This is a genomic window from Sphingobium sp. (assembly GCF_032153725.1).
Lineage (GTDB): Bacteria > Pseudomonadota > Alphaproteobacteria > Sphingomonadales > Sphingomonadaceae > Sphingobium.
Genome location: NZ_JALDYQ010000102.1, coordinates 1 through 13,696, shown reverse-complemented (window position 1 = coordinate 13,696; position 13,696 = coordinate 1). Strand labels below are relative to the sequence as shown.

The 13,696-nt window shown below is 64.7% G+C and carries 12 protein-coding genes and 1 pseudogene; all 13 read left to right on the top strand.

Going from position 1 to position 13,696, the window contains the following annotated elements:
* Positions 1–126 (top strand): annotated as a pseudogene (locus RUH75_RS21720) (isomerase); the annotation flags it as partial.
* A 123-nt stretch (positions 127–249) separates the two neighbouring features.
* Entirely contained in the window at positions 250–906 is a 657-nt protein-coding gene (locus RUH75_RS21715; protein WP_313809280.1) for a DUF448 domain-containing protein, read from the top strand.
* Positions 907–977: 71 nt separating this feature from the next.
* Positions 978–3,593, top strand: a complete 2,616-nt coding sequence (gene infB / locus RUH75_RS21710; RefSeq protein ID WP_313809279.1) for a translation initiation factor IF-2 — start codon at positions 978–980, stop codon at positions 3,591–3,593.
* Positions 3,594–3,637: 44 nt separating this feature from the next.
* A complete protein-coding gene (gene rbfA, locus RUH75_RS21705) occupies positions 3,638–4,036 on the top strand; it encodes a 30S ribosome-binding factor RbfA (protein WP_313809278.1) in 399 nt (132 codons plus the stop codon).
* 90 nt (positions 4,037–4,126) lie between these two features.
* Positions 4,127–5,023 carry an alpha/beta fold hydrolase gene (locus RUH75_RS21700; RefSeq protein WP_313809277.1) on the top strand — a complete coding sequence of 299 codons (897 nt, stop codon included), beginning with the start codon at positions 4,127–4,129 and terminating at the stop codon, positions 5,021–5,023.
* Between the two features lie 3 nt (positions 5,024–5,026).
* Positions 5,027–5,605: a thymidine kinase gene (locus tag RUH75_RS21695; protein ID WP_313809276.1), complete on the top strand. Its 579-nt coding sequence runs from the start codon at positions 5,027–5,029 to the stop codon at positions 5,603–5,605.
* A gap of 114 nt (positions 5,606–5,719) precedes the next feature.
* Entirely contained in the window at positions 5,720–6,091 is a 372-nt protein-coding gene (locus RUH75_RS21690) for a DUF6491 family protein (protein ID WP_313809275.1), read from the top strand.
* A gap of 33 nt (positions 6,092–6,124) precedes the next feature.
* A complete protein-coding gene (truB, locus tag RUH75_RS21685; RefSeq protein ID WP_313809274.1) occupies positions 6,125–7,009 on the top strand; it encodes a tRNA pseudouridine(55) synthase TruB in 885 nt (294 codons plus the stop codon).
* A 17-nt stretch (positions 7,010–7,026) separates the two neighbouring features.
* Positions 7,027–7,296, top strand: coding sequence for a 30S ribosomal protein S15 (rpsO, locus tag RUH75_RS21680; protein ID WP_313809273.1), 270 nt, complete (start codon positions 7,027–7,029; stop codon positions 7,294–7,296).
* Between the two features lie 267 nt (positions 7,297–7,563).
* Positions 7,564–9,891 carry a polyribonucleotide nucleotidyltransferase gene (pnp, locus tag RUH75_RS21675; protein ID WP_313809272.1) on the top strand — a complete coding sequence of 776 codons (2,328 nt, stop codon included), beginning with the start codon at positions 7,564–7,566 and terminating at the stop codon, positions 9,889–9,891.
* A 144-nt stretch (positions 9,892–10,035) separates the two neighbouring features.
* Entirely contained in the window at positions 10,036–11,049 is a 1,014-nt protein-coding gene (locus tag RUH75_RS21670) for a sensor histidine kinase (RefSeq protein ID WP_313809271.1), read from the top strand.
* Positions 11,050–11,108: 59 nt separating this feature from the next.
* Positions 11,109–11,894 carry an outer membrane protein assembly factor BamD gene (locus RUH75_RS21665; protein ID WP_313809270.1) on the top strand — a complete coding sequence of 262 codons (786 nt, stop codon included), beginning with the start codon at positions 11,109–11,111 and terminating at the stop codon, positions 11,892–11,894.
* 59 nt (positions 11,895–11,953) lie between these two features.
* Entirely contained in the window at positions 11,954–13,630 is a 1,677-nt protein-coding gene (gene recN, locus RUH75_RS21660; protein ID WP_313809269.1) for a DNA repair protein RecN, read from the top strand.
* Positions 13,631–13,696: the final 66 nt, after the last annotated feature.

Genomic DNA, 13,696 nt, shown 5'->3' with positions numbered 1-13,696 from the left:
GCCGTGCAGGTGGTGATTTCCGAAATCTCGACGGAAAATTATGCGGCGGGCGGGCAGCTGATCGCTGACCGCGCGCCTGCGCCCAAGCCTGGGGAGGACGCCAATGCTGCGGTCACTTCCCGATGAGAGGCTAAGCCAACCTTATAGCGCTACCTCATCAACTCCCCTCCCTTTCAAGGGAGGGGTAGGGGGTGGGTGCGATTGCGCAGCAATCGCCATCAACGTCTCCTCATGGAAGGAGGTGCGCGCATGACCGAACGCAAATGCATTTTGTCGGGCGATCGCGCCGACCCGGAAATGCTCGTCCGCCTCGCCTGCGGCCCGAATGGGGAAATCCTGCCCGACATCCGCGCCAAGGCGCCCGGCCGTGGCGCGTGGATCGGCGTGTCGCGCGCCGAAGTCGAACAGGCCCTCGCCAAGGGCAAGCTGAAGGGCGCGCTGGCCCGCGCGTTCAAGACCGGCGAACTGCAAATTCCGGACAGCTTGCCCGAACTGATCGAGGATGGGCTGCGCAAGGCTTTGCTCGACCGACTGGGGCTGGAGGCGAAGGCTTCCATGGTCCTCACCGGCTCGGAAAAGATCGACGTCGCCTGCCGCAAGGGCGACGTGACGCTGCTGCTCCACGCCGCCGACGCGGCGGCCGATGGCAACCGCAAACTCGACCAGGCGCTCCGCGTCGGACAGGAAGCCGAGGGCACGGATTTGGCGGGCATCGTCTTGCCTGTGGACCGACACGCCCTATCTATGGCAATGGGGCGGGATAATGTCGTCCATATCGCAGTGACCGACTCGCGTGCGGCGTCGCGTCTGCGTGCGGCTATCAGCCGCTTGGAAAGCTATCTGGGTTGCGCTAACGGGGCGCCGGTGCATGGGGAGCAGGACTCCGCCGGTGTGCTGGGCGCCTGAAGCAGCATTTTGAATGAAGGCGCCGACGGGCCTTGCCGGTCGGGTTGATGTGAAGGGTATAGTTCAGTCGTATGAGTGACAGCAAGGAAGACAAGCCGGTTCTGGGCCGCAAGCCGCTGGGGATCAAGCGCACGGTCGAGTCCGGTCAGGTGCAGCAGCAGTTCAGCCACGGCCGCAAGAATACGGTCGTGGTTGAGGTGAAGCGGCGCCGCATCCTGGGCAAGCCGGGTGAGGCCGGTCACGCTGCGCCTGAGCCGCAGGCCGAAGCCGCGCCCGCATCCGCGGCTCCGGCGGCACCGGTCCCCACAGCGCCGCAGCCCCAGGCTCGCGCGCCGCAGCCCGCTCCGGTGCGTCAGGCCCCTCCGCAGAGCCTGATGTCCCGTCAGGAATTGCAGGCGAAGCTGCTCCGCGAGGCCGAGGAAGCCCGCATGACCGCGCTGGAAGATGCGCGCCGCCGCGAAGATGCGCAGCGCCTGGCCGCGACCGAGGAGGAAAAGCGTCGCGTAGAGGAAAATCGCCTCGCTGCCGAAGCCGCCGAGGTGGAAGCCACCCGCGCTGCCGAAGCGGAAGCCAAGGCCATCGAGGAGGCCGCCAGTGCGCCTGCGCCGGTCGAGGCTCCGGCGGCGCCCGCTGCTGCCGCGCCGGCCGAAGCCGCTCCGGCTGCACCCGCGGTCGCGCCGACGACCACCGCCTCTTCGACCGTGCCGCCGCCGCGCCGCTTCACGCCCGTAGCGCCGGTCAAGCGCCCCGAACCGGCGAAGCCCGACCGCGCCAAGCGCGGCGATGACAATCGCCGTCAGGCCGGCAAGCTGACCGTCACCCGCGCCCTTGCGGACGATGACAGCGCCCGCGCCCGCAGCCTCGCCGCGCTCAAGCGCGCCCGCGAGAAGGAACGTCGCGCCCATTATTCGGGCGGCGCCCAGCCGCGCGAGAAGCAGTCGCGCGACGTGGTCGTGCCGGAAAGCATCACCGTTCAGGAACTCGCCAACCGCATGGCCGAAAAGGGCGCGGATCTGGTGAAGTCCTTGTTCAAGATGGGCACCGCCGTCACGCTCAACCAGCCGATCGATCAGGATACGGCGGAGCTGCTGGTCGAGGAATTCGGCCACCGCATCCAGCGCGTGTCCGATGCGGACGTCGAAATCGGCATGGAAGGCGAGGTTGACGCGCTCGAAACGCTTCAGGCCCGCGCGCCGGTCGTGACCATCATGGGCCATGTCGATCACGGCAAGACCTCGCTGCTCGACGCGCTGCGCGGGACCGATGTGGTCGCGGGCGAAAGCGGCGGCATCACCCAGCATATCGGCGCCTATCAGGTGACGACCAAGGGTGGTGACATCATCACCTTCCTCGATACGCCGGGCCATGAGGCCTTCTCCGAAATGCGCGCGCGCGGCGCGAACGTCACCGACATCGTCATCCTCGTGGTGGCGGCCGATGACGGGCTGATGCCGCAGACCATCGAAGCCATCAACCACACCAAGGCCGCTGGCGTCCCGATGATCGTCGCGATCAACAAGTGCGACAAGCCCGAAGCGAACCCGCAAAAGGTGCGTGAGCGCCTGCTGGAACATGAGATCGTTGTCGAGGATATGGGCGGCGACGTGCAGGACGTGCAGGTGTCCGCGCTCAAGAAGACGGGTCTGGACGAACTGATCGACAAGATTCTGCTCCAGGCGGAGGTCATGGAACTGACCGCCAATCCCGATCGCGCCGCCGAAGGCAATGTGATCGAGGCGCAGCTCGACAAGGGCCGTGGCGCGGTCGCGACCGTGCTGGTCCGCAAGGGCACGCTGAAGGTCGGCGACACCTTCGTCATCGGTGCGGAGAGCGGCAAGGTCCGCGCCCTCATCAACGACAAGGGCCAGAATGTGAAGACCGCCGGTCCCTCGACCCCGGTCGAGGTTCTGGGCCTGTCGGGCGTTCCGCTGGCTGGCGACCAGCTCACCGTCGTCGAGAATGAGGCCCGCGCCCGCGAAGTCGCCGCTTACCGTCAGGAGCAGGCGACCAAGAAGCGTACTACGACCGCTCCGACCAGCTTCGAACATATGTTCTCGGCGCTCAACACGACCGTCATCGAATATCCGGTGGTGGTGAAGGGCGACGTGCAGGGATCGGTCGAGGCGATCGTGTCGTCGCTGAACCGCATCTCGACCGACGAGATCAAGGTCCGCATCCTGCATTCGGGCGTCGGCGCGATCACCGAAAGCGACGTCACGCTGGCCGCAGCCAGCCGTGCGCCGCTGATCGGCTTCAACGTGCGTCCCAATGCCAAGGCGCGTCAGCTGGCGGAGCGCGAGAAGATTTCGCTGCGCTATTATGACGTGATCTACGATCTGCTTGAGGAAGTTCGCGGCGAAATGGCGGGCCAGCTGGCTCCGGAACGCATCGAAACCATCGTCGGCCGCGCCGAGGTGCTTCAGGTGTTCCCGGCGGGCAAGAAGGACAAGGCGGCGGGTCTGCTCGTCCTGGACGGCATCATCCGCAAGGGGCTGTCCGCGCGCCTTACCCGCGACGATGTCATCGTGTCGCGCACCCACATCGCCTCGCTGCGCCGCTTCAAGGACGATGTGTCCGAAGTCCGCGCCGGCATGGAGTGCGGCGTGGTGTTGCAGGACACGAACGACATCAAGGTCGGCGATACGCTCGAACTGTTCGAGGTCGAGGAACGCGCCCGCACGCTGTAATGTAAGAAAACCCTCCCTCCCAGGGGAGGGGGGAGTTTTTGGCAATGGCCCAACAATCCGAAGGCCCCTCCGTCCGTCTGCTCCGCGTAGGCGAACAGGTGCGCCACGTCCTGTCCGACATCCTGCAACGCGGCGACGTGCATGATGACATCCTCGCCAGCCATGTGGTGAGCGTCACCGAAGTCCGCATGTCGCCCGATCTGCGTCACGCGACGGTCTTCATCAAATCGCTGCTGGGGCAGGACGAGGCGGCGGTCATCAAGGCCCTGCGCACCAACACCGCCTATCTCCAGCGCGAGGTCGCGACCCGCATTCGCCTGAAATATGCGGCGAAGCTCAAATTCCTCGCGGACGAGAGTTTCGATGAGGGTAGCCATATCGACAGGCTGCTCCGTGACCCCAAGGTCGCCCGCGATCTGGAAGAACCTGAAGAGGGCGCGTAATCCCGTCGACGTGCCTATTCCCATCGACGAGACGGCGCGGCCCGGTTAACAGCGTCTCTCCCGCAAGCAACCAAGGGGGGGACAAGGCGCATGAAAAGGATGGCGATTTTCGCAGGTGGACTGTTGGCGCTGACGGCGCCGCTGGCCGCGAAGGAACCGGCGATCCATCCCGCCGTCATCAGCGATCCCGCCCCCGACGCCGCCTATCCCGCAGGCATGATCGCCTTTGCCATCCCCTCCGAAGATGGCGCGCTGAATGCGGTTCTCTACACCGCCGCCGGATCGGGCCTGCACCCGACGCTGCTCCTGCTCCACGGCTTTCCCGGCAATGAGCAGAATCTCGATCTCGCCCAGGCCGCCCGCCGTGCCGGATGGAACGTCCTGACGCTCCATTATCGCGGGTCCTGGGGCAGCCCCGGCAGCTTTTCCTTCACCCATGCCTCGGAAGATGCCTGGAACGCGCTCCAATTCCTCCAGCAATCCGCGACCGTCGCCCGATATCGCATCGACACCAGCGCCATAGTCATCGCGGGCCATAGCATGGGCGGTTTCATGGCCGCCGACGTCGCCGCCGCCGACCCCCATGTCGCAGGCCTGTTCCTGATCGATCCGTGGGACCCGTCCGAAACCGTCGCCGCGCTCTCCACGCCACAAGGCGAAGCGGCATGGAAAGCCGAAGTGGCGGGCGATCTGCCGCCGCTCCAGGGCGCGACCTATGAGAGCCTGACCGCCGAAATCAGCGCCAACACCGCAAAATTCGACCTTGGCCGCCAGTTGGTTGGCTATGGCCGCCGCCCGCTCAGCATCATCGGCGCGGAGCGCGGCATCGGCGCCATGGCGCGCAAGGTCACGGCCGATGCCCAATCCGCCAATCCCGACACCCGCCTGATGGTCTGGCCGACCGACCACAGTTTCTCCGACAAGCGCATCGCGCTGGCCGACGCGCTGGTGCGCTTCCTCAAGCAAATCGCGCCGATGGCCCGCTGACCCATGGCGAAGCTCTATTTCTACTACAGCTCGATGAATGCGGGGAAATCCACGACCCTGCTGCAATCCAGCTTCAACTATCGCGAGCGGGGCATGGAAACCATGCTCTGGACCGCCGCGATAGACGACCGCCACGGCCAGGGGAGCATCGTCTCCCGCATCGGGCTGGAGGCGCAGGCGCATCTGTTCGAAGCCGCCACCGACCTGTTCGATGCCATCGCCGCTGAACAGGCGCAAACCCCGCTCTCCTGCGTGCTGGTCGATGAGGCCCAGTTCCTGAACGCGGCGCAGGTCTGGCAACTCGCCGCCGTCTGCGACCGGCTCCATATCCCGGTTCTCTGCTACGGCATCCGCACCGATTTTCAGGGGCAATTGTTCGAAGGCAGCGCCGCTTTGCTGGGCCTTGCCGACACGCTCACCGAAATCAAGACGATCTGCGAATGCGGCCGCAAGGCGATCATGAACCTGCGCGTCGATGGGGCAGGGCACCCGATCAGCGACGGCGCGCAGACCGAAATCGGCGGCAATGACCGCTATGTCGCGCTCTGCCGCCACCATTTTACCGAGCGGATGCGCGGCTGATCTTTTGTAACAAACTGTCGCCATGGCCTCCCGATCGGGCGGTCCACGCCCTATCTTGGCGTCATAAGGATGGAGCAACAGGGGGTTCGGCTTCTGATGAAGGAGATTAGGACCATGTTCCGCTATATTTCGGCCGCCTTTCTGGCCGTCCCCCTGCTGATCGCGGGTGGAACCGCCTCCGCCGCGAAACAGCCGCCCGCCCGCAGCGAAGCCTCGATCCCGTTCGTCAACCATGGCGGCGTCTGGAACTGGCAGGCTGACGGCTCGCGCGGCGTTTATGTACAGGACCAGCATCGCCGCTGGTATTATGCGCAGCTGATGGGCAATTGCCATGATCTGCCCTTCGCCAATGCGGTGGGTTTCGAGACGCGCGGGATCGACACGCTCGACAGGTTCGGGGCTGTGATCGTGCGCGGTCAGCGCTGCCCGATCATCAGCTTCACCCATAGTGACGGCCCGCCCGCCCAGGCCAAGAAGAAGGGCTGACAAGGACGGGCGGTCCCTATAAGGGCCGCCGCCATGCACGGCTGGATCATCCTCGACAAACCCCATGGCCTCGGCTCCACGCAGGCGGTGAGCGCGGTCAAGCGCGCGCTGCGCATCAGCGGCGTGGGCAAGTGGAAGGTCGGCCATGGCGGCACGCTGGACCCGCTGGCGACCGGCGTGCTGCCCGTCGCCATTGGAGAGGCGACCAAGCTCGCCGGGCGGATGCTCGACAGCGACAAGATTTACGACTTCACGATTGGGTTCGGCATCCAGACCGACACGCTGGACCTTGAAGGCAGGGAAATCGCAACGAGCGACCATCGCCCGACGCTGGCCGATGTGGAGGCGATCCTGCCCCGCTTCACCGGCCCGATCGAACAGGCGCCGCCCGCCTATTCCGCGATCCTGATCGACGGCCAGCGCGCCTATGACCTCGCCCGCGCCGGGCAGGATGTGGAGATGAAGACCCGAGCGGTGACGATCCACAGCCTCTGCCTGCGCGGAAACGACGAGCCCGTCAATGAAATCACCCTCACCGCCCATGTCTCCAAGGGCACCTATATCCGCAGCCTTGCCCGGGACATCGCGCTGGCGCTCGGCACGGTCGGCCATGTCACCATGCTCCGCCGGGTGAAGGCGGGGCCGTTCACCCTGGAAACCGCGATTTCGCTGGACAAATTGGACGAAGCTGCTAGGGGCGGCGGCATCGCGCAGCTCATGCTGCCGTTGACGGCGGGGCTGGACGACATCCCGGCTCTCGCAGTCTCTCCCGACGATGCGCTGGCTCTCCGACAGGGGAAGGTGCTTGTGGGGAAACCGCATACCGGCCTGATGCTGGCGATGGAGGGCGACACGCCCGTCGCGCTGGTCGAAGCCAGTGGCCCGGAAATCCGGGTGGTGCGCGGCTTTAATCTCTAGGTACAGAAAGGAAGCCGATGTCGATTACTGCTGAGCGCAAGGAAGCGCTGATCAAGGAACATGCCCGCGCCGAAGGCGACACCGGTTCGCCGGAAGTCCAGGTTGCGATCCTCTCGGAGCGCATTTCGAACCTGACCGAGCATTTCAAGGGTCACCACAAGGATAACCACAGCCGTCGCGGCCTGCTGATGCTGGTCAACAAGCGCCGTTCGCTGCTGGACTATCTGAAGAAAAAGGATGGGGCGCGGTACACCGACCTCATCGGAAAGCTGGGCCTGCGCAAGTAAGCCTGCTAAAGAAGGGACGGCCCCCCAGCGGGGCCGTTTCCGATTCTGGGGTTTTGGAACTGCCGTGCTCCGGCGAAGGCCGGAGCCCAGTTGAAACGCTGGAACTGGGTTCCTGCCTTCGCAGGAACACGCAATATGGGTGGTCGCACAATCCGGTGTGATCGTCTGGTCAAGGGGGCCGATCATCGCCCCGAACCGCCGCGCGCCGGATAAGCGCGCAGACAGGCCCCGCCCGGCAATAGGGCCAGGCGGGCGAAGGAAAAAAGCATGTTCGATGTAAAGAAGGTATCAATCGAGCTGGGTGGCAAGACCCTGACGCTCGAAACCGGCCGTATCGCGCGTCAGGCCGACGCTGCCGTGCTGGCGACCTATGGCGAAACCGTGGTGCTATGCGCCGTGACCGCCGCCAAATCGGTGAAGGAGGGACAGGACTTCTTTCCGCTGACCGTCCACTATCAGGAGAAATATTCGGCCGCAGGGCGCATCCCGGGTGGCTTCTTCAAGCGTGAGCGTGGCGCGACGGAAAAGGAAACGCTGGTTTCCCGCCTGATCGACCGCCCGATCCGCCCGCTGTTCCCCGAAGGTTTCTATAACGAAATCAACGTCATCGCTCAGGTCCTGAGCTTCGACGGCGAGAGCGAGCCCGATATCGTCGCGATGATCGCCGCTTCGGCCGCGCTGACCCTGTCGGGGGTCCCCTTCCTGGGCCCGATCGGCGCTGCCCGCGTCGGTTACAAGGATGGCGAATATCAGCTGAACCCCTCGCTCGACGAAGTGAAGACCGGCGAACTCGACCTGGTCGTCGCCGCCACCGGCAACGCGGTGATGATGGTCGAATCCGAAGCCAAGGAACTGTCGGAAGACGTCATGCTCGGCGCCGTGCTGTTCGCGCATGAAGCGTCGAAGAAGGTCGTCAACGCGATCATCGACCTCGCTGAAAAGGCCGCGAAGGACCCGTGGGACGTCGCCAAGGGGGATGACCTCGATGACCTGAAGAAGAAGCTGAAGAAGCTGATCGGCAAGGACATCACCGCCGCCTACAAGCTGACCGACAAGTCGGCCCGCTCGAACGCGCTCAATGAAGCCCGCGCCAAGGCGAAGGCCCAGTTCGCGGCCGACGGCCTCGATGCCCAGACCGTCATGGCCGGCATCAAGCTGACCAAGAAGCTGGAAGCCGAAATCGTCCGCACCGCCATCCTGAAGGACGGCAAGCGCATCGACGGCCGCACCACCACCCAGATCCGTCCGATCGAAGCGATGGTGGGTTTCCTGCCGCGCACCCATGGTTCGGCGCTGTTCACCCGTGGCGAGACGCAGTCGATCTGCACCACCACGCTGGGCACCAAGGACGCCGAGCAGATGATCGACGGCCTGACCGGCGTTCATTATGAAAGCTTCATGCTGCATTATAACTTCCCGCCCTATTCGGTCGGTGAAGTCGGCCGCTTCGGCGCGCCGGGCCGCCGCGAAGTCGGTCATGGCAAGCTCGCATGGCGTGCGCTGCACCCCGTGCTGCCGACGAAGGACGAGTTCCCCTACACGATCCGCCTCACCAGCGACATCACCGAGTCGAACGGCTCGTCGTCGATGGCGTCGGTCTGCGGCGGCAGCCTCGCGATGATGGACGCCGGCGTGCCGATCAAGCGCCCCGTCTCGGGCATCGCGATGGGCCTGATCCTCGAAGGCAAGGATTATGCGATCCTGTCGGACATCCTGGGCGACGAGGATCACCTCGGCGACATGGACTTCAAGGTCGCGGGCACGTCCGAAGGCATCACCACGATGCAGATGGACATCAAGATCGCGGGCATCACGCGCGAGATCTTCGAAGCCGCGTTGACCCAGGCGAAGGATGGCCGCGCGCATATCCTTGGCGAGATGAACAAGGCGCTGTCCTCGACCCGCACCGAGCTGTCGGCCCATGCCCCGCGCATCGAGACGATCCAGATCGACAAGGCGAAGATCCGCGACGTCATCGGCACCGGCGGCAAGGTCATCCGCGAGATCGTCGCGGAAACCGGCGCCAAGGTCGACATTGACGACGAAGGCATCATCAAGATCAGCTCGTCCGACCTCAGCCAGATCGAGGCCGCCAAGAAGTGGATTCTCGGCATTGTCGAGGAAGCGGAAGTCGGCAAGATCTACACCGGCAAGGTCGTCAACATCGTCGACTTCGGCGCGTTCGTGAACTTCATGGGCGGCAAGGACGGCCTCGTCCACGTCTCCGAAATGAAGAATGAGCGCGTCGAAAAGCCGACCGACGTCGTGTCGGAAGGCCAGGAAGTGAAGGTCAAGGTTCTGGAAATCGATCCGCGCGGCAAGGTTCGCCTGTCGATGCGCGTCGTCGATCAGGAAACCGGCGCGGAACTGGAAGACACCCGTCCGCCGCGCGAACCCCGCGAACCCCGTGGTGATCGCGGCGACCGTGGCGATCGCGGCCGTGGCCCGCGCCGCGACGGCGGTGATCGTGGCGGCCGTGGCGGCGATCGCGGCCCGCGCCGCGACCGTGGCCCGCGTGGCGAAGGCAAGGGCAATGGCGGCGGCGATGACGACGGCTCCAATGCCGGCCTGCCCGATTTCCTGACCCAGGACTGATTGCGCAGCCACGACTGATATCTGAAAAGGAAAGGGCGTCTGGACAACCGGACGCCCTTTTCGATGAACCGGGCATTTTCCTGATCTCGATCAATTGGCGCGCGCAGAAGTTATGTTACTGTAACAAGGGCTCCGGGGGTACAGATGCAGCGCAAAAACGAAAGATTCGTCGAGCGCCTGCCGCTTGTCCTGCGAAGACCCTGGCAAGCCTATTTCCTGACGACCGCGCTTTGTCTGATCGCTCTGGCTGTTCGCAGCATCGCCGAAATCGCGATGCCGCTTGGTTATCCATTCGTCTCATTCTTCCCGGCGGTCATCCTCTCCTCTTTTCTCTTCGGGGTGCGACCGGGCATCTATGCGGGTCTTTTCTGCGGCCTGCTGTCCTGGTATTTCTTCATCCCGCCCCGCATGGCCTTTGCCTTCAATCCGGGAGTGGCGCTGGCGCTCGGCTTCTACGGCGTGGTCGTCGCCGTGGACATCGCGCTCATCCACTTCATGCAGAGGGCGAATTTCAACCTGGGGGTCGAACGCGAGCGCAGCCGCATATTGGCCGAAAATCGCGAGCTGCTGTTTCACGAATTGCAGCATCGCGTGTCCAATAATCTTCAGGTCGTGGCGGCGATGCTCTCGCTTCAGCGCCGGCATGTCGACCATGACATGGCCCGCCGTGCTCTGGATGACGCTTCGGCCCGCCTCGCGCTGGTCGGCCGCATCAGCCGCGCGCTCTATAATCCATCGGGCGAAGGGCAGAATATCCGCGCCTTTCTGGCGACGTTGACCGCCGATGTGATGGAGGCGAGCGGCCGGGACGACATCGCCATCACTGTCGAGGCTCCCGAAGACCTGATTCTCGAACCCGATATCGCCGTGCCGCTGGCGTTGATCGTGACCGAAGCGGTCAACAATGCGATAGAACACGGCCTGCCCCATCGCGGCGGCAGCATTCAGGTGGGATTGGACAGGTCGGGTGAAGGCATCGTGCTTCGGGTCATCGACGATGGCAAGGGCATATCGTCTGATTTCGACATCAGCGGCAGCCAGAGTCTGGGCCTCAGAATCTCCAATGCGCTGGCCGCGCAGTTGAGCGGCCGCTTCTCGCTTCAGCCGGCGGCGCAGGGCGGCGCCATAGCACGGCTCGACCTGCCTGCCCGCATATAGCATCCCTTGCCACTAATCTGCCGCTTGGCGAGGCGCACTCGCTCGGCTATGACCCGGCCATGCTGACGAAAACCATCACGCGCATCGGCGCGGCCACTGCACCGCTTCTGCTTGCTGCCCTGCTCGCGGGCTGCGCGACGTCGAAGAACAAGGCCGACACCCAATATGTCGCGCGCGACGTGTCGACGCTCTACAATGCGGGCAAATATCGCCTGGATCGCGGGCAGTACAAGCTCGCCGCCGCGCTGTTCGATGAGGTGGAGCGGCAGCATCCCTATTCGCCCTGGGCGCGCCGGGCGCAGCTGATGTCGGCCTTCAGCTATTATATGAATCAGGATTATCCCGAAGCGATCGGCGCGGCACAGCGCTTCCTGTCGATCCATACGGGCAACAAGGATGCGCCCTACGCCTATTATCTGATCGCGCTCTGCTATTATGAACAGATTGCCGATGTCACCCGCGACCAGAAGATCACCCAGCAGTCTCTGGACGCGCTGGGCGAACTGATCCGCCGCTATCCCGACACGCGCTATGCCGCCGACGCGCGGTTGAAGCTCGACCTCGTCAACGATCATCTCGCGGGCAAGGAGATGGAGGTCGGCCGTTTCTACCAGCGGCGCGGCCAGTGGCTGGCGGCGACGCTGCGCTTCCGCACGGTGATCGACAAATATCAGACGACCACCCATACCCCGGAAGCTCTGGAGCGTCTGGTCGAAAGCTACCTCTCGCTCGGCATTCCCGCCGAAGCGCAGAAGGCCGCCGCCGTGCTGGGCAAGAACTATCCGGGTTCGAAATGGTATGAGCGTTCCTACAAACTCATGCGGGAACATCCCAACAAGGCATAAGGTGCGCCATCAGCCGCTGGCTTGTTCTCCTTTTGTGCGATAATGGGTAGAAGCCTGCCATGCTGACTGCCCTGTCCATCCGCAATGTCGTGCTGATCGAGGCGCTGGACCTGCATTTCGGGCCGGGCCTTGGCGTGCTGACCGGGGAAACGGGCGCAGGGAAATCGATCCTGCTCGATTCGCTTGGTCTGGCGCTGGGCGCCCGCGCGGACAGCGGCCTTGTCCGCACCGGCGAAGCGCAGGCCAGCGTCACCGCCACCTTCGACGCACCGCACGCCGACCATCGCGCGACCGATTTGCTGACCGACAATGGCATCGATCTGGAACCGGGCGAGCCGCTGATCATCCGCCGCATGGTCAAGGCCGATGGCGGCAGTCGCGCCTTCATCAACGATCAGGCCTGTTCGGCCGCCCTGCTGCGCGAGCTTAGCGGCGCTCTGGTGGAGATCCACGGCCAGCATGACGATCGCGGCCTGCTCAATCCGCGCGGCCACCGCGTCCTGCTCGACGCCTATGGCCGCTGCGACACGGGCGCCGTCAGCACCGCCTTTCACGCATGGCGAGCCGCTGCGGATCGCCTCGCCGGAAGCCGCGCCAGCGTCGAAAGCGCCGCCCGCGATCGCGATTACCTGACCCACGCGGTGGATGAACTCAGCCGTTTCGCCCCCGAGGCCGGAGAGGAAGCCACGCTGGCCGAGGAACGCGCGACCATGCAGAAGGGCGCGCGCCTGGCCGACGACCTGTCCGCCGTCACCGATTGCTTCACCGGCTCCGATGGCGGCCTTGCCCAATTGCGTCAGGCCGCCCGGCGGCTCGACCGAATCGTCAGTGAATATGAGCCGCTGGCCGAAGTGCTCGCCGCGCTCGACCGTGCGGTCATAGAGGCGAGCGAAGCCGAAGACCGCCTGATCGAAGCCGCCGATGCGCTGAGTTTCGATCCGGCCCGGCTCGACGCGATCGAAACCCGTCTGTTCGACCTGCGTGGGCTGGCGCGCAAGCATCAGGTCCAACCCGACGAGCTTGCCGCCATGCGTGATGACATGGCCGCGAAACTGGCCGCCATTGAGGACGGGGAGGAACATCTCGCCCTGCTGGAAGCGGACGTGAAGGCCAAAGCCGCCGTTTACCGCGAAGCGGCTCAATCCCTGTCGGCCCAACGGCAAATGGCCGCCGGCAGGCTCGATGCCGCCGTTGCTGCCGAACTGGCGCCGCTGAAACTGGATGCCGCCCGCTTCCGCACCGTGGTCGCGCCGCAGGACGAAGGCCAATGGGGCGCCCATGGCATGGACCGGGTGGAATTCGAAATCTCCACCAATCCCGGCGCGCCCTTCGCGCCACTGGTCAAGATTGCATCGGGCGGTGAACTGTCCCGCTTCATCCTGGCGCTCAAGGTTGCTCTGGCCGAACAGGGCGGGGCGGACACGTTGATCTTTGATGAGATCGATCGCGGAGTCGGGGGAGCGGTCGCCTCCGCCATTGGTGATCGCCTCGCACGTTTGTCGCATGGCAACCAGATTCTCGTTGTCACCCACAGTCCGCAGGTGGCGGCACGGGGCGCGGGCCATATGCTGATCGCCAAGTCGAGCGCCAGCGTGAATGGCGGCACGGTCACGCGCACCGGCGTCCGTGCGCTCAGCGACGGCGAACGGCGCGAGGAAATCGCCCGCATGCTTTCCGGCGCGGAGATCACCGCCGAAGCCCGCGCGCAGGCCGAACGGCTGCTGGAACGGTTATAGGGCGGCTATTAGCCATTTGTGGACATTAAGCGCGCTGTGTTCCTGCGAAGGCAGGAACCCAGTCCC

Excerpts from the sequence above, each read along its gene's own strand:
- RUH75_RS21715 (WP_313809280.1), top strand. The coding sequence starts at position 250 with ATGACCGAACGCAAATGCATTTTGTCGGGCGATCGCGCCGACCCGGAA.
- infB (WP_313809279.1), top strand. The coding sequence starts at position 978 with ATGAGTGACAGCAAGGAAGACAAGCCGGTTCTGGGCCGCAAGCCGCTG.
- rbfA (WP_313809278.1), top strand. The coding sequence starts at position 3,638 with ATGGCCCAACAATCCGAAGGCCCCTCCGTCCGTCTGCTCCGCGTAGGC.
- RUH75_RS21700 (WP_313809277.1), top strand. The coding sequence starts at position 4,127 with ATGAAAAGGATGGCGATTTTCGCAGGTGGACTGTTGGCGCTGACGGCG.
- RUH75_RS21695 (WP_313809276.1), top strand. The coding sequence starts at position 5,027 with ATGGCGAAGCTCTATTTCTACTACAGCTCGATGAATGCGGGGAAATCC.
- RUH75_RS21690 (WP_313809275.1), top strand. The coding sequence starts at position 5,720 with ATGTTCCGCTATATTTCGGCCGCCTTTCTGGCCGTCCCCCTGCTGATC.
- truB (WP_313809274.1), top strand. The coding sequence starts at position 6,125 with ATGCACGGCTGGATCATCCTCGACAAACCCCATGGCCTCGGCTCCACG.
- rpsO (WP_313809273.1), top strand. The coding sequence starts at position 7,027 with ATGTCGATTACTGCTGAGCGCAAGGAAGCGCTGATCAAGGAACATGCC.
- pnp (WP_313809272.1), top strand. The coding sequence starts at position 7,564 with ATGTTCGATGTAAAGAAGGTATCAATCGAGCTGGGTGGCAAGACCCTG.
- RUH75_RS21670 (WP_313809271.1), top strand. The coding sequence starts at position 10,036 with ATGCAGCGCAAAAACGAAAGATTCGTCGAGCGCCTGCCGCTTGTCCTG.
- RUH75_RS21665 (WP_313809270.1), top strand. The coding sequence starts at position 11,109 with ATGCTGACGAAAACCATCACGCGCATCGGCGCGGCCACTGCACCGCTT.
- recN (WP_313809269.1), top strand. The coding sequence starts at position 11,954 with ATGCTGACTGCCCTGTCCATCCGCAATGTCGTGCTGATCGAGGCGCTG.